Origin of the sequence: Herbiconiux moechotypicola, from assembly GCF_024979255.1 — a bacterium.
Taxonomy (GTDB): Bacteria; Actinomycetota; Actinomycetes; order Actinomycetales; family Microbacteriaceae; genus Herbiconiux; species Herbiconiux moechotypicola.
Map to the genome: position 1 here is coordinate 100,310 of NZ_JANLCN010000008.1, position 23,221 is coordinate 123,530.

The window sequence follows — 23,221 nt, forward strand, 5'->3', positions numbered from 1 at the left end:
GATGACCAACAGCGAGTCGACCAGGCAGGAGACCTACGAGGCGGGCCTCACGGTGCGCCGCGAGGTGCTCGGTGCGGCGCACGTCGACCGGTCGCTCGGTCAGGTGACCGAGTTCTCGAGGCCGATCCAGGAGCTCGTCACCGAGTACTGCTGGGGGGCCACCTGGACCAGGGAGGGCCTCGACCGGCGCACCCGGAGCCTGCTCAACCTCGTGATGCTCACGGCGCTCAACCGCCCGCACGAGCTGGGTGTGCACGTGCGCGGCGCGGTGCGCAACGGCGTGACGGTCGAGGAGATCCAGGAGGCGCTGCTGCAGACCGCGGTGTACGTGGGGGTGCCCGCGGCCCTGGAGTCGTTCCGGGTCGCGGAGGCCAAGCTCACCGAGATGAAGACGGCGGGGGAGCTGTGAGCGGCTCCCGCGCCTCCGTCGCCTTCGTGGGGCTCGGCAACATGGGCACGCCCATGGCCGAGCGCCTCGTGGCGGCGGGCCACGAGGTGATCGGCTTCGACCTGGCGGAGGCGGCGCGCGAGCGGCTGCAGCGGGCGGGCGGGCGCACCGCGGCGACCGCCGCCGAGGCGGCCGCGCAGGCCGACCTCGTCATCCTCATGCTCCCGAACTCGGGCGTCGTCGAGGCGGTCACGATCGGCGACGGCGGCGTGCTCGCCGCGGTGCGGCCGGGCACCCTCTTCATCGACATGAGCTCCTCGGAGCCCCTGCGCACCCGGGCGCTGGCCGAGGCGGTCGCGGCCGGCGGGGCGAGACTCATCGATGCCCCCGTGAGCGGCGGAGTCAAGGGAGCCGTGGCCGGTACGCTCACCATCATGGTCGGCGGTGCCGAGGCCGATCTCGCCGAGGCGCGGGGCGTGCTCGAGGTGCTCGGCAAGCCGGCGCTCGTGGGCCCGGTGGGGGCCGGCCACGCGCTCAAGGCCATCAACAACCTCATGTCGGCGGCGCACCTCTGGGTCACCAGCGAGGCGATGCTCACGGGCATCGCCTTCGGGCTCGACCCGTCCGTGATGCTCGACGCCATCAACACCTCGAGCGGCCGCAGCGGCTCGACCCAGCTGAAGTGGCCGAACTTCATCGTGGGCGAGAGCTACGACTCGGGCTTCGGGCTCGGACTGATGCTGAAGGACATGCGCATCGCCACCGGCCTCGCCGAGAGCCTCGGCGTGCCGCACACCCTCAGCGACCGGGCGGTCGAGCACTGGAGCACCGCCGACGCCGAGCTCGGACAGGGGGCCGACCACACCGAGGTGGCGAAGTGGCTGCGGCAGCAGGGCCGGGCGGATGCGCGCGCCGACTCGGGCGCGCACGGGACGGCCGAGGGGAGCGCGGCATGAGCGACGACGACCGCCGGGCGGAGATCCGGCGCGACTACGAGGCCGCCCACGGCGAGTGGGACGCCGGCACGCAGGCCGTGCTCGACCTCGACCCCGGGTTCCTGGCCGCCTACTCCCGCCTCGCCGCGGTGCCCGACCGGGTCGGCGCGCTCCCCGAGAAGGTGCGGCACTTCGTGCGCCTCGCGGTGGCGGCCAACTCCACGCACCTCTACCTGCCCCCGGTGCGCGGCCACATCCGGCGCGCCCTCGAGGCCGGAGCCACGCCCGCCGAGGTGATGGAGGTGCTGGAGTGCTGCGCCACCCTCGGCATCCACTCCATGAACATCGGGGTGCCCATCCTCGTCGACGTGCTCGAGCAGGAGGGGCTGCGCGACGGCGCCGCCGAGCTCGACGAGTACCAGGAGCGGCTCAAGGCGGAGTTCACCGAGAAGCGCGGCTACTGGCACAGCTTCTGGAACGAGATCCTCGAGCTCGCACCCGAGTTCTTCGACGCCTACACCGAGTTCTCGTCGGTGCCGTGGGTGAGCGGGCCGCTCGAGCCCAAGGTGAAGGAGTTCATGTACATCGCCTTCGACACTGCGGCCACCCACCTCTACACCTCGGGCCTGCGCCTTCACATCGAGAACGCGGTGCGCTACGGCGCCACCGCGGCCGAGATCGTCGAGGTGATGGAGATCGCCGCGACCCTCGGGATGCACGGGGTGTTCGAGGCGGCGCCGGTGCTCGCCGAGGAGGCGCGGAGACGGTCATGACCCCCGATGCCACTCCCTACGAGCTGAGCGCCGAGGCGGAGCGCCGCTTCCGCGAGCTGCTCGGCGACGACGCCGTGGTCACCGACCGCGCCGGCCGCGACGAGTACGCCGACCCGTACTGGATCAAGGGCGACCGCAGCTACGACTCCTCGGCGGTGCTCTACCCGTCGAGCACCGAGCAGGTACAGGGCGTGGTGCGCCTCGCCGGCGAGCTGGGGGTGCCGCTGTGGGTCTCGTCGCAGGGCCGCAACAACGGCTACGGTGGCCCCTCGCCGCGGGTCGCCGGCTCGGTGCTCGTGAGCCTCCGCCGCATGAACCGCGTGCTCGAGATCGACCCCGTTCTCGCCTACGCCGTGGTGGAGCCGGGTGTGAGCTGGATGGAGCTGCACGCCGCCCTGGCCGAGGCCGGGCACGACGACCTGCTGGTGTCGGTGCCCGACCTCGGCTGGGGCTCGGTGGTGGGCAACTCGCTCGACAGCGGCCTCACGTACCTGCCGCTCGGCGTCGACTTCCAGGCGCCCACGGGCATGGAGGTGGTGCTCGCCGACGGCTCGCTGCTGCGCACCGGCATGGGCGGCATCCCGGGCTCGAAGGCCTGGCACACCTACAAACGCGGACTCGGCCCCGTGCTCGACCCGCTGTTCGTGCAGTCGAACTTCGGCATCGTCACGAAGATGGGCTACTGGCTCATGCGCAAGCCCGACGCCTACGCGCCGCTCTTCCTCACCGTGCCGCGCACGCACCAGCTCGAGCAGGCGATCGACGTGCTGCGCGAACTGCGGTTGAGCGGCCTCGTGCGCGGCGTGCCCGTGATGCAGAACACCCTCACGCTCGCCTCCCACTTCCCAGAGCTCCTCGGCCCCATGCAGGCCGAGGGCACGCTGGGCGAGGAGCAGCTGGATGCGCTGGCCGACGCCACCGGGGTCGGCCGGTGGGGCATGCGCACCGCCGTCTGGGGCGACGAGGTCGTGGTCGCCCGCCAGATCGAGCGCATCACCGAGGCCTGGTCGGCCATCGACGGGGCGCGGGTCGACCACCACCGCACCTTCCTCCGCGGGGAGTGGGACCAGATCGAGGAGTTCGCCGACAAGGTGCAGGCGGGCATCCCGAACCTCGACATGCTCGAGTCGATGCCGCCCGGCTTCGGACACGTGGGCTTCTCGCCGGCCGTGCCGCTGGTGGGCAGCCAGATGGCCGAGGTGATCGGGCTGATGGAGTCGATCGTGAAGCGCGAGACCACCGCGAGCTTTCTCGTGGGCATCTGCGTCGCCAACGAGCGCACCGCCCTCGTGGTGGGCGGGTTCGGCTTCGACACCGGCAACGACTCCGACACCCGGGCGGCCTACCGCACCGTGAAGACGATGATCCGCGAGCTCGGCGAGCGCGGCTACGGCGAGTACCGGGCCCACCTCGACTTCATGGACGAGGCCGCGGCCGAGTACTCCTTCGGCGACCACGCCTACCGGCGCTTCGTCGAGCGCATCAAAGACGCCGTCGACCCGGAGGGCATCCTCTCTCCCGGCCGGCACGGCATCTGGCCCGCCAACCGGCGCACCCCCTGACCAGTCCGCCACCCACCCTTTCCTGCAGTCGAGGAGCAACGATGCCCCACCAGATCTCCGCGGCCGATCTCGCCGCCCTCCGGTCCGAGCTCGGCGGACCCCTGTTCGAACGCGGCGACGACGGCTACCAGGCCGAGATCGACGGCTTCAACTCGCTCTCGCCCATGGCACCCGACCTCGTCGTCGGCGCCACCTCGGAGGCCGACGTGCAGGCCGCCGTGCGCTTCGCCGCGGCCCACGGGCTCGAGGTGGTGGTGCAGGCCACCGGCCACGGCTCGTACCGCGGGGTCGACGGCGGGCTGCTCATCCGCACCCACCGTCTCGACTCGATCGTGGTCGACCCGTCGGCGCCGACCGTCACGATCGGTGCGGGCGCGCGCTGGATGGACATCCTGCCCGCCCTCGGCGAGCACGGGCTCGCCGCCGTGACCGGCTCGTCTCCGAGCGTCGGCGCGGTCGGACTCGTGCTCGGCGGGGGAGTGGGGCCGCTCAGCCGCACCCTCGGCTGGGCGGCCGACCGCGCGGTGGCGTTCCGCGTGGTGATCGGAGACGGCAGCGTGGTGGTGGCGAGCGCCGAGAGCGAGCCCGAGCTGTTCTGGGCGCTCAAGGGCGGCAAGGTCGGCCTGGGCGTGGTCACCGAACTCACGCTCGATGTGCTCGCCCTGCCCGAGATCTACGGAGGCGGACTCTTCTTCGAGCAGGAGCACATCGACGAGGTGCACCGCGCCTGGCTCGACTGGGCGAAGACGCTGCCCGAGTCGGCCAACACCTCCATCGCCATCCTGCGCCTGCCGCCCGAGGGGGTGCCCGAGCCGCTGCTCGGCCGCACCGTCGCGCACGTGCGCTTCGCCTACGTGGAGGAGGGGGCGGATGCGGAGCGCCTCGGCACCCGCGGCGCCGAGCTGCTCGCGCCGATGCGCGCCGTGGCACCCGTCTACCTCGACGGGGTCGGTGTGATGCCCACCGTGGAGTGCGGCACCATCCACGCGGAACCGTTCGGGCCGCTGCCGATCTGGGAGCGGGGCGAGTTCCTCGATGAGATCGACGCCGACTACGTGGAGCGCATCCTCGAGCAGGCGGGCGGGTCGGCCGAGTCGCCCTTCGCCACCGTCGAGACGCGGCTGCTGGGTGGCGCGATCGCCCGCGACACGGTGCTGCCGAACGCCATCGGCGGGCGGGGTGCGGCGTACTCGCTGCTCGTGATCGCCGCCGTCGTGCCCGGGCTCAACGACGAGGCGCTGCCCGTGGCAGGGCCCGCGCTGTTCGACGCCGTGGCGCAGTACTCCCACGACGAGATCAACTACAACTGGGCGGGGCACCCGAGCCCGGCCGTGTTCGCCCGGCTCTGGCCGGCCGAGACGGCCGCGAAGCTGGCCGAGGTGCGGCGGCGCTACGACCCGGCCGGCACCTTCGGCTTCGGCAACTGAGGCCGGGCGCTGCAGAGAGGATCCACACCATGACCACCATCGCAGGGCGCGTCGCCGTCGTCACGGGCGGGGCCTCGGGCATCGGCCGCGGCATCGCCGAGCAGCTCATCGCCGAGGGCGCCACCGTCGTGATCGCCGACGTGCAACAGGATGCGCTCGACGCGACGGCCGCCGAGATCGGCGCCACAGGCATCCGGGTAGACGTCACCGACCCCGCGAGCGTCGAGGCGCTCGCGGCCGAGACCGTCGAGCGCTTCGGGAGCGTGGGCATCCTCGTCAACAACGCCGGTGTGGGGCCGCTCGCGCGCATCGCAGACCTGCGGCTCGCCGACTGGAAGTGGCTCATCGACGTGAACCTCTGGGGCGTCATCCACGGGGTCACCACCTTCCTGCCGCTGCTGCAGAAGAACCCCGACGGCGGGCACATCGTCAACACCGGTTCGATGGCGTCGTTCTCGCCGATGGCCGGAGCCGGAGCCTACGCGGTGACGAAGTACGGCGTGGCCGCGCTCACCGAGGCGCTCGCGCTCGAGCTGGCCGAGGACGGCTCGCCCGTGCACGTGACCCTCCTGGCACCCGGAACGGTGCGCACGAACATCAAGACCAGCCTGCGCAACCGGCCCGCCGGCGCCGAGGGGGCGCTCGAAGACGTCGACATCTCGGAGGGCGCCGCCGCCGGGCTGCGCTGGATCGACCCGATCGACGCCGGGCGCATCGTCACCCGGGCCATCCGGCACGACGACCTCTACGCCCTCACGCATCCCGACTGGTGGCACATCGTCGAGGGGCGGCAGACGGCCATCCGCGAGGCGTTCGAGAAATACCCGGTGGAGACGTCGGGCGCGGCGGCGTCGGCGGATGCGGGGGCCGGCGCATGAGCACCTGGCGCGGCGAGGCCGGGGTGCTTCGGGAGATCAAGCAGCCGTTCTCGATAGAGGAGGTGGAGCTGCTGCCCCTCGACCCCACGCGGGTGGTGGTGAAGACCCACGCGAGCCCGTTCTGCTCCACCGACGTGAAGAACTGGAAGGGGCAGCTCTACAAGATCCCGCCCACCGTGCTCGGGCACGCCTCGATCGGCGAGGTCGTGGAGGTGGGGTCGGCCGTGTCGGGGCTGCGGGTCGGCCAGCGCGTGGTCGTGCCCGGCACGCCGGAGTGCGGGGCCTGCTACTACTGCTCGATCGGTGAGCCGTGGCAGTGCGGTGAGCTCTTCGACCTCGGGGGCATCTACCCCGACGTCGCGCGCGGCGACGACGGCGCGCTCATCTCGTGCGCCGGCTGCGTCGGCGGCTATGCGGAGTACATGTCGATCTCGGGGAACCAGGTGTTCCCGGTCGAGAGCGAGCTGCCCTCCGACGTGTTGTCGATGCTCGGCTGCGGCATCAGCACGGGAGTGGGCTCGGTGTTCAACGTGGCGCGGGTGCAGCCCGGGGAGTCGGTCGCGATCGTGGGGGCGGGGCACCTGGGGCTGTGGATGCTGCAGGCCGCCCGGATCGCGGGGGCCGGCACCGTCGTGGTGGTGGAGCCGCACGAGGGCCGGCGCGAGCTCGCGGGCGCGCTCGGCGCCGACGTGCTCGTCGACCCGGGGACCGGTGCAGGGGAGTCGGAGGCGCTCGCCGGGGCGCTGGCCGCCGTACGCGAGGCCACCGGTGGGCGCGGCGCCGACGTGGTGCTCGAGGCGGCCGGACCCGCCGTGTCGCAGAGCTTCGCCGTGCAGGCTTCGCGCCGGGGCGGTCGCACCGTGCTCACGGGCTTCGAGATCGGGGGTGCCACTCTGCCGCTGCCGCAGGTGGAGACCGCCCTGCAGAGCCGCCGCATCCTGAGCTCGCAGAACGGGCAGGTGCACATGAAGAGCGACCTGCAGCGCTACACGGGCCTCCTCGAGCGGGGCCTGCTCGACCCCGCCCCCATCCTCACCCGCCGCTACCCCCTCGCCGAGCTCGACCTCGCCCGCGACAACTCCGCCGCCCTCACCGACGTCTGCGGCGTCATCGTCTTCGACCACTGACCCGCCCCGCCCCGCGCATCCGCCCCTCGTTCAGTCGACGGTGGGGCGGTAGCGGGCGGGCCAGACGCCGTGCCGGCCGGGGGAGAGGATGCCCTTCGGGTCGACGGCGTCTTTGATGGCCTCGACGAAGCGCCGGTAGGCGTGGTCGCCGAAGGAGTACTGCTCGGCGGCGAGGTCCATCACGTCGAGGTGGGCGCGGTACTCGCCGTAGCCGAGCTCCGCGACCTCCTCGATGAGCATGCGCACGGTCTCGAAGGTCTGCTCCACGTGCTCTCGGTTCGTGCGGTCGAAGCTCATCGCCGACACGATCATCGCACTGCGGTCTCCGGTGGGGAAGATGGCGCACACGAAGTTCGCCCCGGTGCGCTCCACCACCCGCGCCTTGATGCGCTCGACGACCCTCACGACCTCGGCGCCCTGGAGCGGCACGATCGGCGAGAAGCCCACGTGCCCCACCCAGTCGGGCATCTGCTCCATCATCTCCATGGTCGGGATGCCCGCCGAGATCTTCTGCATGAAGGTGCTGATCTCGCCCCAGTTCTCGGGCGTGAACCGGCCGAGCTCGTCGACCCGTGAGCCCTCGATCGCGCCCCAGGCCTCCCGGATGCGCGCCAGGTGGTGGTCGACGACCGGCCCGTCGCCCCAGAGCGCGGTGCGCACGCCCCATCGCCCGATGCCGGTGGCGTCGGCGAGCTGGTCGAGCCGCTCCTCCGGCCAGGTGGGGTCGGCGCCCGGGAACATGCCCATGTGCTCGGGGAACTGCGTGCCCATCGTGATGAGGTTCTGCAGGTTGGGCACGCCGCGGATCACCCCGTCGAGCCGCAGCTCGCGGATGATGTCGACCGCCTGGGCGAGCTGGTGGTCGCGCGGCACGGAGAGGTAGAGCGGCGCGTAGACGCGGGGCCGGCGCTGCAGCCACACGCCCATCCGGGTGACGATGCCGTAGTTCGACTGGGTGAACAGGGCGTCGAGCGAGGGCCCGAGCCCGCGCTTGTAGATGTGCCACGACTTCGAGTCGGGGAGGGCGCCCATGCCGGTGCGCAGCAGCGAGCCGTCGGCGAGCACCACCTCCATGCCCGTGGGCGCCTGGAAGTCGGCGCCGAGGGGCAGGTAGGTCATGCCGTTGTCGAGGGAGTTGCCGATGATCGAGCCCCAGCCGATGTCGGGCACCGAGAGCATGAGCTCGTCGCCCTGCTCGTGCAGCGCCGCGTGCAGGTCGAGCCAGCGCACGCCGGGCTCCACCACGGCGTAGGCCAGCTCGGTGTCGATGTGCAGGATGCGGTTCATCTCGCGCAGGCTGATGAGCAGCGACCCCGCCACGCGCGGGGAGGGGCCGCCGTAGCCGTTGTTGCGGCCCTGCGAGCTCGTCCACACCGGCAGCTCGTGGCGGCCCGCGATGCGCACCACCTCCTGCACCTCCTCCACGCTCCGCGGGAAGACGACGGCCGAGGAGTCGTAGCTGCGGTCGTCGTGGAACCAGTAGGGGTCGCGGTAGCCGTCGCGCTCGGCCTCGGTGAGCAGGATGCGCTCGCGGCCGAGCAGCGCGATCAGCTCGTCGCGCGCGGCGTCGGTGAGCACCGCGGGCTCGGGGCGGATGGTACGGGATGCGCCGCTCACGAGGCACCTGGCGCGTCGAGTGCGCCGGTCGTGACGGCCGCCGCCGCGTACTCCTCCTCGGAGACCTCCTCGAGCCACTCGGTGCCGCCGAGCGTGATGGCGGTGTGCCCGAGAAGCGACTCCTGCGTGCCGCCGTGCCAGTGCCGCTCACCCGGCTCGATCCAGACCGTGTCTCCCTCGCCGATGAGGCGGGGCACCCCGTCGCCACCGCACACGTAGCCCTGACCGCGGAACACCTGCAGGATCTGCCCGTGCTCGTGGTGGTGCCAGTAGGTGCGGGAGCACGGGGTGAACAGCACCGTGTTGATCTTCACGTCGGCGCGGTCGGTGATGACCGGGTCTTGCAGCACCTGGCCGGTGAAGGTGCCGCTCGCGGTGATCGAAGGGGAGCCGGAACGGCCGGAGACGATGCGCATGCTTCTGCCTTTCCCGGACGTCGTCGTCCGGTCTCTGGGTCGAGCCTCGAGATAGTTGTAGCTCTTGTAACCAAATGCTAGCATCGCCTCAGTCAGCGCAAAGGGGCGAGACATGACAGAGACACTTATCACCGCCGATCTTCCGGAGAGCCCGAGCAAGGGCGAGTTCCGCGACGTCATGGGCAGGTTCGCGAGCGGGGTGACGGTCATCACGACCCACCTCGACGGTGAGGACTACGGGGCGGCCGCGAGCGCGGTGAGCTCGCTGAGCGACGAGCCGCCGAGCCTGCTCATCTGCCTCAACGTCACCTCCACCACGGCGCAGGCCATCGTGAAGAGCGGCACCTTCGCCGTCAACGTGCTCGCCGAGGACTCGGCCCCCATCGCCCAGCGCTTCGCGAGCAAGGCGCCGGGCAAGTTCGAGACCGTCGCCTTCGAGCGCGGTCACGCGGGCGTGCCGCTGGTCTCCGGATGCATCGCCCACTTCGAGTGCGTCGTCGACGAGACGGTGCGCGGCGGTACCCACCTCGTCTTCCTCGCCCGGGTGGTGCGGGTGTCGTCGACCCCGGGCAGCCCGCTGGCGTACTTCCGCGGCTCGTTCGGCCGCATGGAGACGGCGCCCGACGCGGCGGCGCTGCACGCGGTGCGCGACTTCGTGGTGGGAGCGGTGAGCGACGTGTCGGTGCCGCTCGACGCGGAGGGCATCGCGGCCGCGCTCGAGATCGAGGTGGGCCGCACCTACCAAGCGCTCGTGGCGCTCACGGCCGAGGGGCTGGTGCGCCGCACGGGTGCCACCTTCGAGGTGGAGCCGGTGCCCGACCAGGTGATCTTCGACTACTACGCCGCCAAGCTCGCCATCGAGATCGGTGCGGCGGCCCAGACGGTCGGCTCGACCGACACGGAGCAGCTCGCCGAACTGCGGCGCCTGCTCGACGCCACGCTCGAGTTCACGGTCGACGAGGAGTTCAGCGACCCCGAGGGCTGGATCCGCGCGAACGCGGCCTTCCACGAGTACCTCGTGGGCCTGGCGGGCAGCGTCATCCTCACCGAGACCTACAAGGGTCTGCGCCTCCCCGCGCTCGAGCAGCGCTCCATCCGTCACTCCACCCGCGCCACGCACCTGCTGCACGACGACCACCGCGCGATCGTGAAGGGGTACGAGACCGGCGACGTGGAGCTCGTGCTGCGCACGCTCGGGGCCCACGCCCGGCGGCCGCAGGAGACGCGGGCCGAGGAGTCGCAGGCGCGGGAGTCGGCCCTCCACGGCGGGGCCGCAGTCTGATGCCCGCGGCCTCGACCCGCGCCGCGGAGACGCCCGCCCCCGAGCATCCCGCCGTCGTGCGGGTAGGAGACACCGACGTCGCGACCTGGGGCGCGCGCCGCTTCGGCGGCCGCGTCGCCGCCGTCACCGGCGCCGCCTCGGGAATCGGCCGCGCCGTGGTGGAGCGCCTCGTGGCCGAGGGCGCCGAGGTGTACGCGCTCGACCGCTCCGCCGACGCGCTCGAAGCGCTGTGGTCGGGCGTCGACCGGGTCGCTCCACTCGCGGCCGACGTGGCCGACAGTGCGCAGGTCGATGCCGCCTTCGCCCGCATCGGGCGCGATCACGGGCAGCTGGATGCGCTGGTCACGGCGGCCGGGATCTCCGACGCCCCGTGGCGGCTCACCCAGGGCAACAGCGACCCCGACCCCGCCACGATCGACGACGAGGCCTGGGAGCTCGTGCTGCGGGTGAATCTCACCGGCACCTTCGTGTGCACGCGGGCGGCGCTGCCGCTGCTGCGCGGAAACGGCGAGCGCGGCGGGGCGGTGGTGACGATCTCGAGTGTCGGGGCGCTCGCCCCGTATCCGCTCGCCGCCGCCTACCCCGCGGCCAAGGCCGGCGTGCTCGGCATGACCCGGGCGATCGCCGCCCTCGTGGGGCGCGAGAACATCCGCGTGAACGCCGTGGCGCCGGCCGCCACCCGCACGCCCATGCTGCCCGACGACGAGGAGCTGCTCGCCTCGATGGTGGCGCTCCAGCCCATCGCCCGCGTGGTGCCGCCCTCCGAGATGGCGGCCACCATCGTCTACCTCTGCAGCGACGAGGCGCAGTTCATCACCGGCCAGACCGTCAACGTCAACGGGGGCATGGTCATGTGACCAGCCCCCACCTCATCCCGATGGCACCGTTTCGAAGGAGAAACCGATCGTGCACACCTTTCCCCGGCCGAGGTCCGAGCGCCTCGCTGTCTCGCGCGAACCCGTCGACGCGCGCTGCCCCGAGTGCGGTGGCGACGACGTGCGGTCGTACCGCGCGCTGAGCGAGGGCGGGTGGTGGACCGTGGTGAAGTGCCAGGACTGCCTCGCCTCGCTCGAGCGCACGCCCGCGCCCCCGCTCGGCTCCTTCGTGCCGCTCGGCACCACGGTCTGAGGGGGGCGGTGATGATCGGAGTGGATGTCGGCGGCACCTTCACCGACGTGGTGTCGATCACCGACGGCCGGGTGGAGGTGACGAAGGTGCCGAGCAGCCGGCGCGACCCCGCCGGATCGGTGGTGGAGGGCGCCCGCCGGCTCGGCGTCGACCGCAGCACCGTGTTCAACCACGCGAGCACGATGGGCCTGAACGCCGTGCTCGAGCGGCGCCTGCCGAAGGTGGGGCTGCTCACCACCGACGGCTTCCGCGACGTGCTCGACCGCGGCTCGGTGCACCGGCCGCTCAGCGCGCAGACCGACCCCTCGTGGCGGCGCAGCTTCGGCGACGCGGCCCGGCCGCTCGTACCGCGCTACCTCCGGCGCGGCATCGTCGAGCGCACCACCGCCGACGGAGGCACCCTCATCGAGCTCGACGAGGAGCAGGCGCGCCACGAGATCGCCGTGCTGGGCCGCTGCGGCGTCGACGGAGTCGCCATCTGCCTGCTCAACGCCTACGTCGACGACCGCCACGAGCTGCGGCTGCGCGAGCTCGTGCGCGAGGTGCTCGGCGACGGGGTGGAGGTGTCGATCTCGTCGGCCACCTCGCCGCTGGCCAAGGAGTACGAGCGGGCCTCCACCACCGTGATCGACGTGGTGATGAAACTCCTCTTCACCGACTACGCCGGCCGGCTGCACTCCGAGCTCGGCGGGCTCGGCTTCGGCGGCCAGCTCAACTTCGCCGACTGCGCGGCCAACCTGCTGCCGTGGGAGGAGGCGCTCGACCGGCCCTTCCGCATCCTGTTCGCCGGCCCCGCCGCCGGCACGGTGTCGAGCGGGCACCTGGGTGCGGCCATCGGCCGGCGCGACATCCTCTGCGCCGACGTCGGCGGCACCTCGACCGACGTGTCGATCATCGTCGACGGCGCCCCCTTCGTGCAGAACACCTTCGAGATCGAGCACGACCTCATCATCAACGCGCTCTCCACCGAGGTGTCGAGCGTGGGTGCGGGCGGCGGCAGCCTGGTGACGGTGTCGTCGTCGGGCGGCATCCTCGTGGGGCCGGGCAGCGCGGGGGCGGAGCCCGGCCCCGCCTGCTACGGTCGCGGGGGTACCCAGCCGACGGTGACGGATGCGGCCCTTCTCATCGGCATCCTCGACCCCGCGGGCTTCGCGGGAGGCGAGTTCGAGCTCGACGTCGAGGCGTCGCGCCGGGCCTTCGAGGCGCTGGAAAGCCCGGTGCCGTTCGCCGAGCGGGTGCGCACCGCCTACCGGCTCGCCGTGGCGCACATGGCCGAGGAGATCCTCAACGTGGCCGTGCGGCACGGTGTCGACATCCGCGACTTCTCGCTCATGTCGTACGGGGCGGCGGGCGGGATGCTGCTGCCCTCCGCCCTCGAGCTGCTGCCGCTGCGCGAGGTGGTGGTGCCCCCGCATCCAGGCCTGTTCTCGGCGATCGGGCTGCTCTCGGCCGACCAGGTGTACTACGAGGCCGAGAGCGCCTACGTGGTGTTCGGACCGGAGAGCGCCGCGGGCGTCGACGAGGTGTACCGGGGCATGGAGCAGCGGCTGCGCGAGCGGCTGGGCCCGGTGGCCGAGGGGCTGCCGGTGCGGCGGAGTTTCGACGGGCGGCTCGTGGGGCAGAGCTGGGAGACGCCGTTCGTGCAGATCCCCGAGGGCGCCGTGACGGCGGAGAGCATCGGCGCCGTGGTCGGCGCCTTCCACGACGCCTACGAGGCGCGCAACGGCAACCGCTTCGACGCCTTCCCCGTGGAGGGCGTCACCTACCGGGTCGAGATCGTGGTGCCGTCGCAGAAGGTCGACTACACGCCGGCCCCCGCTGCCGAGCCGTTCCCGGCGGTGCCCGAGGGCACCTCCACGCTGCGCCACCTGCTCGACGAACCCGTCGAGGTGGAGTGGTTCACCCGGTCGGCGCTCACCGTGGGCGCCACCGTCACCGGTCCCGCCGTCATCCGCGAGGAGCTCAGCACCACCTTCGTCGCGGTCGGCCAGACCGCCGTCGTCGGCCGCTCGGGCGAGCTCGTCATCACCAGGAGCGCCTCATGACCCTCACCGCACCGCGCACCGGCTCCACCTCGCGCAGCGACTCCGCCCTGCTCATCCGCGACCTCGACGAGGCCGCCTTCGCCCGGCGCTACGACTGCGACCGCTACACCGCCACCGTGCTCGGCAACCGCTTCGACTACCTGGTCGAGCACATGAGCGCCCGGCTGCTCACCGGCGCCTTCTCGCCCGTGCTGCGCGACTTCTACGACCTCGCCTGCACGGTCGCCGGCCCCGAGGAGCTCGGGTTCCCGGTGCCGGCGGCGAGCAACGGCATCGTGCTCATGGCTGGCACCACCATCGACGCCGTACCGACGATGGTGGGCGAGTACGGGGCCGACCGGCTGAACCCGGGCGACGTGCTCATCGCCAACGACCCCTACCGCACGGGCAACCACAACAACGACCTCGTGTTCACGCGGCCGGTGTTCGTCGACGGCCGGATCGCCGCGTTCGTCACGCTCAACGCCCACCAGCTCGACATGGGCGGCACCGTGCCCGGCGGTTTCAGCGCCACCAAGCAGAACGTGTTCGAGAACGGGCTCGTGCTGTCGCCCCGACTGCTCGTGGATCAGGGGCGCCGCGTGCCGGAGACCTGGAACGTCATCTTCGACAACGTGCGCATGGCCGAGGTGCTCCACCCCGACATGATGACGGTGTGCTCGAGCCTGGAGCTCGGCGAGAGCCTCGTGCGCGAGTCGATCGAGCGCTACGGGCTCGCGGCCTTCCACGGGGCGATGCGCTACGCGACCGACGTGGCGGCGGAGCGCATGGCGGTGGGGCTCGCCGAGCTGCCCGACGGCGACTGGGAGGCCGAGCACGGCATCGACTGCGACGGCATCGACGACACCGAGAGCTACCCCGTGCACGTGGCCATCCGCAAGCGCGGCTCGCGGGTGGAGGTGGACTTCTCGGGCACCCACCGGCAGGCCCGCACCTCGGTGAACGCCACCGCCTGGGAGGTGAAGACCGCCGTCGGCGTCGCGCTCAAATACAATGTCGACCCGCGCGGCCGGTTCAACTCGGGGCTGTTCCGGTCGATCGACCTGGTCATCCCCGAGGGCTCCGTGGTGTCGGCGCTGCCGCCCGACGGCGCCGTGTTCCTCTACTTCGAGCAGAGCCAGGTCATCCTGGCCACGGTGCTCATGGCGCTCGAGAAGGCGCTGGGCGAGCGGGCCATCGCGGGCGACCGCGCGGGCACCAATCTGCACACCGCCTTCGGCGCGCATCCGGACGGCACACCCTGGGTCTCGGCGATGCAGTGCGGCGGCGAGATCGGCCCGTTCGGCGCGAACCGGCACGGCGACGCCGACACCCAGTGCATGTCGTACCTCGCCAACGGCGTCGCCCCCTCGGTGGAGGCGGTGGAGAAGGAGAGCCCGGTGGTGATGCTGCGGCACGAGCCGGTAGCCGACACCGCGGGGCCCGGCTTCCACCGCGGCGGCAACGCGATGCTGCGCGACACGCTGTGGCTGACGGATGCGGCGCACTCCATCATCGAGCTGCGGCACCGGTCGGTGACGGGGTTCGGCGTGCACGGCGGCGGCCACGGGGTGAACGGCGGGGTGTGGATGTTCCCGCCCGACGGAGCGGGGCACGCCCGAGTGCCCGGCACCGGCCGTGACTCCTTCGCTGAGGGCACGGCCTGGGCGGGCGTGGTCGACGAGCAGAGCAACGCGCCGAGCTCGGCGGGCCGCTACGTGTACCCCTTCGGCGGCGCCAACGTGAGCACGCCGCAGTCGGTGCTGCGCTACATCACGAACGGCGCCGGCGGGTGGGGCGATCCGCTCGAGCGGGAGCCCGCGAGGGTGCTCGTGGACGTGCGCGACGAGTACGTCACGATCGAGGGTGCAGCGCGGCTGTACGGGGTGGTCGTGACGGGCGACCCGCACGACGACCCGGAGGGGCTGGCCGTCGACGAGGCGGCCACCGAGCGCCTGCGCGCCGCGCTGCGCACCTCCGGCGGCGACGCTCCCCGCGCATCCCGCTCTCTGTAAAGCCTGGGTGCACGACCCGCGGAATTGGCCCTGGTGTTCGTGCACCGCGAGTGTATGATTATCCCATTGTCCGACAATTATTGTCGGACGCTCTGACAATGATGTCACCCAGAAAGCGAGCATTCACATGCAACGACGCACCACAGCAGCTCTGCGCACCGCCTCTCTTCTCGCAGCCGTCTCCCTCCTCGCCGCCGGCTGTTCCTCCGGGGGCACCGACAGCACCACCGCCGCGGGCGGGGGAGACGTCGAGCTCACCTACCAGAGCCCCGACGGCGAGTGCGCCGCCGGCCCCCGCGACGGCGTGGACTACGAGACCGCCGACGCCCTCATCAAGTCGTTCCAGCAGCCCTCCGAGGGCCTGCTGCAGACCGAGCCGCTCCCCGAGCCGGTCGGCGCCGACACGACGATCGCGTTCCTCAACAACGACACCGCCGTGGCCGGCATCATGTACCAGAGCATCCAGGCCGCGGCCGACGCCGCGGGCATCAACCTCGTGAACATCAGCACGGGCACGGATGCGCAGAGCATCAACTCGGCACTCAACTCGGTGGTCGAGCTCGACCCCGACGCGGTGATCTCGGTGGCCATCGACGCCACCTTCTACCAGGACCAGCTCACCGAGCTCGAGAACAACGGCGTCGCCATCGTCTACTCCTCGCAGCCCAACGCCGAGGACTTCGGCCTCGACGACTCGCTCGGCGGCCTCAACGGCTCGCTCGTGAACGGCAAGGTGCTCGCCGCCGGAGCCGTGGCCTTCACCTGCGGCACCGGCGACGAGTTCGTGTTCTACAACATCCCCGAGCTCGGCTTCTCGGCGATCCAGCTCGAGTCGACCCAGGAATACCTCGCCGAGCTCTGCCCCGACTGCACCCTCCGCGTCGTGGACATCTCGATCGCCGACCCGAGCCCGGCCGACAAGATCGTGAGCGACCTGCAGTCGCACCCCGAGACCGACTACTTCGTCACCCCGGCCGACCAGTTCCAGGTGGGACTGGCCGAGAAGGCGCAGCTGGCCGGTCTCACCAACGCCTACGGCTTCGGCCAGTCGTCGCTGCCGCCGAACGTGCAACAGCTGGCCGACGGCCTGCAGTCCGCCGGGTTCGCGGTCGACCTCAACATGTACATGTACCTCACCCTCGACGAGGCGTTCCGCAAGATCCAGGGCGTCTACGAGCCCTACAGCGACTGGGAGGCCGTCAACCGCTCCGTGTCGCGGGTGCTCACCCCCGCCAACGCCGGGGAGTACCTCGACGGCTTCGTCGCCTACCCCGACATGGAGGCCGACTTCAAGACCCTCTGGGGCAAATAGGCCGACCCGACCACGACGACGACGTCAGAAAGAGAGTTCCCCATGCAACGACGCATCACGAGCCACCGTCCCCTCCGTCTGTCCACCGGCCTCCGGGCCGCGGCCGTGCTGGGCGCCGTGGCGCTGCTGGCGGCCGGATGCTCGGCCGACTCGGGCGGGTCGGGCGGCGACTCGGCGGGCGGCGAGGTGCCGCTCACCTACATGGCCGACGACGGCTCCTGCGCCGCCGGCCCCCGCGAGGGCATCGACTTCGAGTCCGCGCAGGCCCTGGTCGAGACCTTCGAGGAGCCCGCCACCGCCATCCTCGCCACCGAGCCGCTGAAGGAGCCGATCGACCCCTCCACCACGGCGGTGTACCTCAACAACGGCACGCCGATCGCGGCGCTGTTCCAGGCCGGCCTCCAGGCGGCCAGCGACGCGGCGGGCATCCAGTTCGTCAACGTCGACACCGGCACCGACGCGCAGAGCATCAACTCGGCGCTCAACTCGGTGGTGGAGATGCAGCCCGACATCGTGTTCGACCAGTCGGTCGACGCCCGGTTCTTCCAGGACCAGCTTGCCCAGCTCGAGGAGCAGGGCGCCGCGATCGTCTACGGCGGGCAGCTCAACGCCGAGGAGTTCGGCCTGCGCGACTCCCTCGGCGGCGCCGGCAGCATCGAGGTGAACAGCCAGGTGCTCGCCAACGCGGCCATCTCGCTCACCTGCGGTACGGCGACGGAGTTCGTGATGTACTCCATCCCCGAGATCCCGGCCTCCGAGATCCAGAACGAGGCGGTGCCCGCGGCCCTCGCCGAGCTCTGCCCCGAGTGCACCCTGCGCATCGTCGACATCTCGATCGCCGACCCGAGCCCTGCCGACAAGATCGTCAGCGACCTGCAGGCGCATCCCGAGACCCAGTTCTTCATCTCGCTCGCCGACCAGTACCAGATCGGGCTCGACGAGAAGGCGCAGCTCGCGGGGCTCACGAACGCGCTCGGCGTGGGCCAGTCGTCGCTGCCGCAGAACATCCAGCAGATCGCCGACGGCACCGAGGTGGCCGGCTACGTGGTCGACTTCAACATGTTCATGTGGCTGCAGGTCGACGAGGGTCTGCGGGCGATGCAGGGCATGGAGGTGCCCTACCTCGACGGCGACTGGGAGTCCGCCGCGCGGGCGGTGTCGCACATCGTCACCATCCGCAACGCCAGCGATTACCTGACCCCGGCCGGTTACGTGGCTCTCGAGGGCTTCGAGGACCAGTTCCTCGAGCTGTGGGGGAAGTAGCCGGATGACCGTCGACACACCGACCCTCCCGGCGGCGGGCATCGCCTCGCCGCTGGTCACCATCACCGGGATGATCAAGGACTTCCCGGGCAACCGGGCCCTCGACGACGTCTCGCTCGAGGTGGGCAGCGGCGAGATCGTCGCCGTGGTGGGTCACAACGGCTCGGGCAAGTCGACGCTCGTGAAGATCCTCGCGGGGGTCTACACGAGCGACGGCGGAGAGGTCGAGCTCGCCTCGCAGGGCGGGTTCGACACCGAGCTGCACATCATCCACCAGGACCTCGGGCTCGCCAACGAGCTCACCGCGGTGGAGAACCTCGGCATCACGCACTACCAGGGCGCCGCGTCCTTCGCGCCGTTCCGCCGCAAGGCGGAGCGCGCGAAGGCGCGGGCGCTGATCGGCCGCTTCGGCGAGCCGTTCGACGTGGAGGTGCCGATCTCGAGGCTCGCGCCCGCGCAGCGGTCGATCATCGGCATCGCCCGGGCGCTCGACGGCTGGCAGCACCCGCGCAACGTGCTCATCCTCGACGAACCGACCGAGGCGCTGCACGCGACCGAGGTGCGCATCCTGTTCGACGCGGTGAAGAAGCTCGCCGCCGACGGCGCCGGGGTCATCTTCATCTCGCACCGGCTCGACGAGGTGCTCGACCTCGCCGACCGGGTCGTCGTGCTGCGCGACGGCCGCAAGGTGGCCGACGAGCCGCGCGCCGGGCTCGACCACGACCGGCTCGTCTCCTACGTCACCGGCATCCCCGTGGGGGAGGCCGAGCACGGCGAGAACGCCCGCGTGCACGGAGACACCGTGCTCGAGGTCACCGGGCTGAGCGGCGCGATCCTCGAGGGGGTCGACCTGCGGGTGGCCGCAGGCGAGGTCGTGGGCGTGGCCGGTGTGCTCGGCTCGGGCCGCGAGGCGCTGCCCGCCATGATCTTCGGGTCGATCGACGCCGAGGTCGACGGGTTCACCCTGGCGGGGAAGCCGTACCTCAAGCGCTCGCCGGGCGAGAGCATCCGTCGCGGTGTCGCCTTCGTGCCCGGCGACCGGGCCAAGCTCGGCTCGGTGCGGCCGATGACGGCGCGCGAGAACGTGACCCTGCCCGAGCTGCGGTCGCTCACGAACCGCCTCGGGGCCATCTCGACCTCGCGCGAGAAAGCGCACGCCGCCGGGCTCGTGAAGGCCTACGACGTGAAGCCGCCCCGGGCGGAACAGGTGTTCCAGCAGTTCTCTGGCGGCAACCAGCAGAAGATCGTGTTCGCCAAGTGGCTGCGCAACGACCCGAAGCTGCTGCTGCTCGAAGAGCCCACCCAGGGCGTGGACATCGGTGCCAAGCAGGCCATCTACGACGCCATCGACGGCGCGGCCGCGGGCGGTGCCGCCGTGCTGGTGTGCTCGTCGGAGGCCAAGGAGCTGGTGCGCCTGTGCGACCGGGTGCTGGTGCTGCGCGACGGCAGGATCGCCGCCGAACTGGCGGGAGACGAGCTCACGGAGACGCGGCTCGTGATGGAAGGCTACGGATTGAAGAACGAGGACCACCCGTGAAGAAGACCGAATCGATCTCGCTCGTCGAGGAACCCGCCCAGACGGGCTCACCCGAACGCCGCAGCGGCCTGCTGGCCGCGCTGTCGTTCCGCAACATCAGTGCGATCTACATCTTCATCGTGCTGTTCGCGGTGTTCGCGATCATCACGCCGCGCACCTTCCTCACCCCGGGCACCTGGCTCGTGCTGCTCGACGCCCAGTCGATCACCGTGCTCGCGGCGATCGCCGTGCTCATCCCGCTCGTCAACGGCGTGTTCAACCTCGCCATCGGCGCGGAGGTGGGCTTCGCGGTCATCCTCGTGGCGGTGCTGCAGACCAAGCTGCAGCTGCCGTGGGGCATCGCCATCCCGCTCACCATCCTGGTGGGGGCGCTCATCGGCATCGTGTCGGGCCTCATCATCACCAAGGGGCGCATCGACTCGTTCATCGCCACGCTCGGCATGAGCTCGATCCTGCTCGCGGGGCTCGCGTTCCTGTCGGAGAACCGGCAGATCATCGGGCTCGAAGACGGCTTCCGGCTGTTCGCCACCGGCGGTCTGCCGCTCGTGCCCGACAACCCGGCGTTCAAGATCACGAACCCCGTGTTCATCATGCTGCTCGTGGCGGTGGTGGTCTGGTACGTGCTCGAGCGCACCCCGGTGGGGCGGCGCATGTACGCCGCGGGCTACAACCCCGACGGCGCGCGGCTCTCGGGCGTGAACGTGGCCCGGCTGCAGATCGCGTCGCTCGTGGCGGGCGGCATCATCGCGGCGCTCGCCGGTGTGCTGCTGGCCTCGCGCATCAACGCGGGCGACCCGACCGTGGGCCCGGGGCTGCTGCTGCCGGCGCTCACCGCGGTGTTCCTCGGCTCGACGCAGTTCAAGGGCGGACGATTCAACGTGTGGGGCACCGTCATCTCGGTGTACGTGCTCGCCGTGGGCATCAAGGGCCTGCAGCTGCTGGGAGCCCAGAACTGGGTGAGCGACCTGTTCAACGGCGTGGCGCTGCTGGCGGCCGTGGGACTCTCGCGCTGGGAGCGCACCGCCAAGCGCGGCGCCGCCATCCGCCGCGCGACCCCCACCCTCCGCCGCCCCAGGGCCTGACCGCGCCGCGCATCCTGTCACATCGAGTGGGCCCGATCGGTCGCTTCCCTTGCCGGGAGACGACCGATCGGGCCCACTCGAATGAGACCTAGGGGACTAAAGCAGGTCGCGGCGGGAGACCTCGGCGATGGCGCTCCAGTCGGCGTCGCGGAGCTCGGGGTCGGCGAGGGCCGCGTCGAACACCGCGAGGAGGGCCGGGAGCGTGGCGGGGGTGACCCCGCCGGCCTCGGCGACCTGCTGGGCGAGGCCCAGGTCTTTGCGGCCGAGGGCGATGTGGAAGCCGGGCGGAGTGTAGTCCTGCCGGGCGATGAGGTCGCCGTAGCCGGTGTAGACCACGCCGCCGAACAGGGTGCTCGACAGCAGCTCGGTGAACAGCGCCGGGTCGACGCCCTGCCGCTCGGTCATGGCGACCGACTCGCCGATGGCCTGCATGGCGTGGATGATGTTGTAGTTCACCGCCGCCTTGACGGCGTTGGCGACCGGCGGATGCTCACCGAGCCGCCAGGTGCGCTTGCCCAGCACCGCGAGGTAGGGCTCCACCGCGTCGAGGTCGGCGGGGCGCCCGGCGGCGAGCACGTTGAGCTGCCCGGCGGCGGCCACCGTGGGGCGCCCGAGCACGGGAGCCGCCACGTAGGCGGCCCCCGCGTCCGAGAACGCCCCGGCGAGCCGCTCGGCCAGCGCGGGGCTGATCGACGCCATCATCACGTGGGTGCGCCCGGCGAGGGCGGCGATCGCCGCCTCGTCGAGCACGGCCTCCACGGCCTCGTCGTTCGCGAGCATCGAGAACGACACGGCCGGCTCCAGCGCCTCGGCGGCGGTCGCCGCACGCCGCGCGCCGGCGGCCACGAGCTCGTCGGCGGCGGCCGCCGAGCGGTTCCACACCACCACGTCGTGCCCGGCGTCGACGAGACGCCGGGCCATCCCTGAGCCCATCGAGCCCAGGCCGAGGAATCCGAGCGTGGTCACGCCTCCCCACGCCCCCAGGTGGTGTTGAGGTGCGACTGCGAGTCGCGCTCGAGGTTGAGCGGCCCGTCGATCGTGTAGTAGCGCTTGCCGGCCACGAGCAGCTCCTCGGCGGGGAACTTCGTGATGACCTCGCACCCGTCGGCGGTCACGACGACCTCCTCCTCGATGCGTGCGGCTCCCCATCCGTCGGCCGAGGGCCAGTAGGTCTCCAGGGCGAACACGTTGCCCTCCTGCAGGGTCTCGGGGTGGTCGAGCGAGGTGAGGCGGGAGAAGATCGGCTTCTCCCAGATCGACAGGCCCACACCGTGACCGTACTGCAGGGCGAACGCGGCCTCCTCGTCGGCGAAGCCGAACTCCTGCGCCGTGGGCCACACCGCCACGATGTCGGCGGTGGTGGCGCCCGGCTTCACCAGGGCGATCGCGCGGTCCATGTACTCGCGGGCGCGGGTGTAGGCGTCGCGCTGCGCCGAGCTCGCCGAGCCCACCGCGAAAGTGCGGTAATAGCAGGTGCGGTAGCCGTTGAAGGAGTGCAGGATGTCGAAGAACGCCGGGTCGCCGGGCCGGATGAGCCGGTCGGAGAAGACGTGCGGATGCGGGGAGCAGCGCTCGCCCGAGATGGCGTTCACGCCCTCCACGTACTCCGAGCCGAGGTCGTAGAGGGTCTTGGCCACGAGACCCACGGCCTCGTTCTCGCGCACGCCGGGGCGGAGGAAGCGGTAGAGGTCCTCGTAGGCGGCGTCGACCATCGAGGCGGCCTGGGTGAGCAGCCGGATCTCGTCGGGGGTCTTCACCCGCCGGGCCTCCATGAACACCTGCTGGCCGTCGACGACCTGGATGCCCTCCTGCTGCAGCGCGAACAGGATGGGCAGCTCGATCACGTCGACGCCGAGCGGCTGGTTCGCCAGCCCGAACTTCTCGAGCTCGCGCTTGATCTTCTTCGCCACGCCCTGGGCGATCTCGGCCTCGGGCGGGAAGGCGCCGCGCAGGGTGGAGATGCCGGCGCGGGCGCCCGTCTCCAGGCGGGGACGCTTGGCGCCCTCGTGCGGGGCGTTGGGGTCGGCGTCCATCTCGGCGGTGGTGGTGTCGAGCCACGGGTTGTAGAGCTTGTGGTGCTTCGCCGCCGAGCCGAAGTCCCACACCACGGGGTCGGTGTTGCGGGTGAGCAGGGCGAAGCGGATGAGCTTGTCCATCGCCCAGGTGCCGATGTGCGTGGCGCTCATGTAGCGGATGTTGGAGAAGTCGAACGCGAGCACGGCTCCGAGCTCCGACCGGTCGAGCTCCGCCTTGAGGCGCGCCAGCCGCGCGTCGCGCAAGCGGTCGAAGTCGACCCGCTCCTCCCAGTCGACGGCGTTCGTGCCGGTGGTGCCGGTGCTCTTCATCGAGTCCTCCTTCGTCGGGGTTCGTGCGACGCGTGTGCGAGACGTTTCCCACTGCACGCGCGTACAGTGTTACTTAACACTACAGCACCCGCCCTCGCGCTCTACAATGA

20 protein-coding genes are annotated in these 23,221 nt (G+C 71.5%); 16 read left to right on the top strand and 4 right to left on the bottom strand.

The window, feature by feature from the left end; translation table 11 throughout:
• Window position 1 precedes the first annotated feature (1 nt).
• From N1031_RS13700 to N1031_RS13730, 7 genes are read left to right on the top strand one after another with little or no spacing between them, the layout of a single operon-like run.
• Window positions 2–409, top strand: coding sequence for a carboxymuconolactone decarboxylase family protein (locus tag N1031_RS13700; protein ID WP_259480255.1), 408 nt, complete (start codon window positions 2–4; stop codon window positions 407–409).
• Window positions 406–1,344, top strand: a complete 939-nt coding sequence (locus N1031_RS13705; RefSeq protein WP_259480256.1) for an NAD(P)-dependent oxidoreductase — start codon at window positions 406–408, stop codon at window positions 1,342–1,344. The genes N1031_RS13700 and N1031_RS13705 overlap by 4 nt, the downstream gene beginning before the upstream one ends.
• Window positions 1,341–2,096, top strand: coding sequence for a carboxymuconolactone decarboxylase family protein (locus tag N1031_RS13710; RefSeq protein ID WP_259480257.1), 756 nt, complete (start codon window positions 1,341–1,343; stop codon window positions 2,094–2,096). The genes N1031_RS13705 and N1031_RS13710 overlap by 4 nt, the downstream gene beginning before the upstream one ends.
• The gene (locus N1031_RS13715; protein ID WP_259480258.1) at window positions 2,093–3,658 is read left to right on the top strand and encodes an FAD-binding oxidoreductase; all 1,566 of its coding nucleotides are present in this window, start codon (window positions 2,093–2,095) and stop codon (window positions 3,656–3,658) included. The genes N1031_RS13710 and N1031_RS13715 overlap by 4 nt, the downstream gene beginning before the upstream one ends.
• Before the next feature lie 41 nt (window positions 3,659–3,699).
• The gene (locus N1031_RS13720; protein ID WP_259480259.1) at window positions 3,700–5,085 is read left to right on the top strand and encodes an FAD-binding oxidoreductase; all 1,386 of its coding nucleotides are present in this window, start codon (window positions 3,700–3,702) and stop codon (window positions 5,083–5,085) included.
• A gap of 29 nt (window positions 5,086–5,114) precedes the next feature.
• Window positions 5,115–5,963 carry an SDR family NAD(P)-dependent oxidoreductase gene (locus tag N1031_RS13725; RefSeq protein WP_259480260.1) on the top strand — a complete coding sequence of 283 codons (849 nt, stop codon included), beginning with the start codon at window positions 5,115–5,117 and terminating at the stop codon, window positions 5,961–5,963.
• The gene (locus N1031_RS13730; protein ID WP_259480261.1) at window positions 5,960–7,090 is read left to right on the top strand and encodes an alcohol dehydrogenase catalytic domain-containing protein; all 1,131 of its coding nucleotides are present in this window, start codon (window positions 5,960–5,962) and stop codon (window positions 7,088–7,090) included. Before N1031_RS13725 ends, N1031_RS13730 begins: the two co-directional genes overlap by 4 nt.
• 30 nt (window positions 7,091–7,120) lie before the next feature.
• Here N1031_RS13730 and N1031_RS13735 read toward each other — a convergent pair whose 3' ends face one another.
• Together N1031_RS13735 and N1031_RS13740 are read right to left on the bottom strand one after the other, a co-directional pair.
• Entirely contained in the window at window positions 7,121–8,707 is a 1,587-nt protein-coding gene (locus N1031_RS13735; RefSeq protein WP_259480262.1) for an FAD-binding oxidoreductase, read from the bottom strand.
• The gene (locus N1031_RS13740; protein WP_259480263.1) at window positions 8,704–9,123 is read right to left on the bottom strand and encodes a cupin domain-containing protein; all 420 of its coding nucleotides are present in this window, start codon (window positions 9,121–9,123) and stop codon (window positions 8,704–8,706) included. Before N1031_RS13740 ends, N1031_RS13735 begins: the two co-directional genes overlap by 4 nt.
• A 112-nt stretch (window positions 9,124–9,235) precedes the next feature.
• Between N1031_RS13740 and N1031_RS13745 the strand changes: the two genes are divergently transcribed.
• The 9 genes from N1031_RS13745 to N1031_RS13785 all read left to right on the top strand — a co-directional run bounded on the left by N1031_RS13745 (window position 9,236) and on the right by N1031_RS13785 (window position 20,766).
• A complete protein-coding gene (locus tag N1031_RS13745; protein WP_259480264.1) occupies window positions 9,236–10,405 on the top strand; it encodes a flavin reductase in 1,170 nt (389 codons plus the stop codon).
• Complete coding sequence (locus N1031_RS13750; protein WP_259480265.1) at window positions 10,405–11,262, top strand: SDR family NAD(P)-dependent oxidoreductase; 858 nt, start codon at window positions 10,405–10,407, stop codon at window positions 11,260–11,262. Before N1031_RS13745 ends, N1031_RS13750 begins: the two co-directional genes overlap by 1 nt.
• A 49-nt stretch (window positions 11,263–11,311) precedes the next feature.
• On the top strand, window positions 11,312–11,533 hold the full coding sequence (locus N1031_RS13755; RefSeq protein ID WP_259480266.1) for a hypothetical protein: 222 nt from the start codon (window positions 11,312–11,314) through the stop codon (window positions 11,531–11,533).
• An 11-nt stretch (window positions 11,534–11,544) separates the two neighbouring features.
• The gene (locus N1031_RS13760) at window positions 11,545–13,578 is read left to right on the top strand and encodes a hydantoinase/oxoprolinase family protein (protein ID WP_259480267.1); all 2,034 of its coding nucleotides are present in this window, start codon (window positions 11,545–11,547) and stop codon (window positions 13,576–13,578) included.
• Window positions 13,575–15,572 (top strand): hydantoinase B/oxoprolinase family protein, encoded by a 1,998-nt coding sequence (locus tag N1031_RS13765; RefSeq protein WP_259480268.1) that lies wholly within the window; start codon window positions 13,575–13,577, stop codon window positions 15,570–15,572. The genes N1031_RS13760 and N1031_RS13765 overlap by 4 nt, the downstream gene beginning before the upstream one ends.
• Window positions 15,573–15,699: 127 nt before the next feature.
• Window positions 15,700–16,884 (top strand): sugar ABC transporter substrate-binding protein, encoded by a 1,185-nt coding sequence (locus N1031_RS13770; protein WP_259480269.1) that lies wholly within the window; start codon window positions 15,700–15,702, stop codon window positions 16,882–16,884.
• Between the two features lie 42 nt (window positions 16,885–16,926).
• Complete coding sequence (locus N1031_RS13775; RefSeq protein WP_259480270.1) at window positions 16,927–18,147, top strand: type 1 periplasmic-binding domain-containing protein; 1,221 nt, start codon at window positions 16,927–16,929, stop codon at window positions 18,145–18,147.
• A gap of 4 nt (window positions 18,148–18,151) precedes the next feature.
• On the top strand, window positions 18,152–19,684 hold the full coding sequence (locus N1031_RS13780; RefSeq protein WP_259480271.1) for a sugar ABC transporter ATP-binding protein: 1,533 nt from the start codon (window positions 18,152–18,154) through the stop codon (window positions 19,682–19,684).
• Window positions 19,681–20,766 carry an ABC transporter permease gene (locus tag N1031_RS13785; RefSeq protein ID WP_259480272.1) on the top strand — a complete coding sequence of 362 codons (1,086 nt, stop codon included), beginning with the start codon at window positions 19,681–19,683 and terminating at the stop codon, window positions 20,764–20,766. The genes N1031_RS13780 and N1031_RS13785 overlap by 4 nt, the downstream gene beginning before the upstream one ends.
• Window positions 20,767–20,862: 96 nt before the next feature.
• Here N1031_RS13785 and N1031_RS13790 read toward each other — a convergent pair whose 3' ends face one another.
• Complete coding sequence (locus tag N1031_RS13790; protein WP_259480273.1) at window positions 20,863–21,732, bottom strand: NAD(P)-dependent oxidoreductase; 870 nt, start codon at window positions 21,730–21,732, stop codon at window positions 20,863–20,865.
• Entirely contained in the window at window positions 21,729–23,111 is a 1,383-nt protein-coding gene (locus N1031_RS13795; RefSeq protein WP_259480274.1) for a M24 family metallopeptidase, read from the bottom strand. Before N1031_RS13795 ends, N1031_RS13790 begins: the two co-directional genes overlap by 4 nt.
• Window positions 23,112–23,221 lie beyond the last annotated feature (110 nt).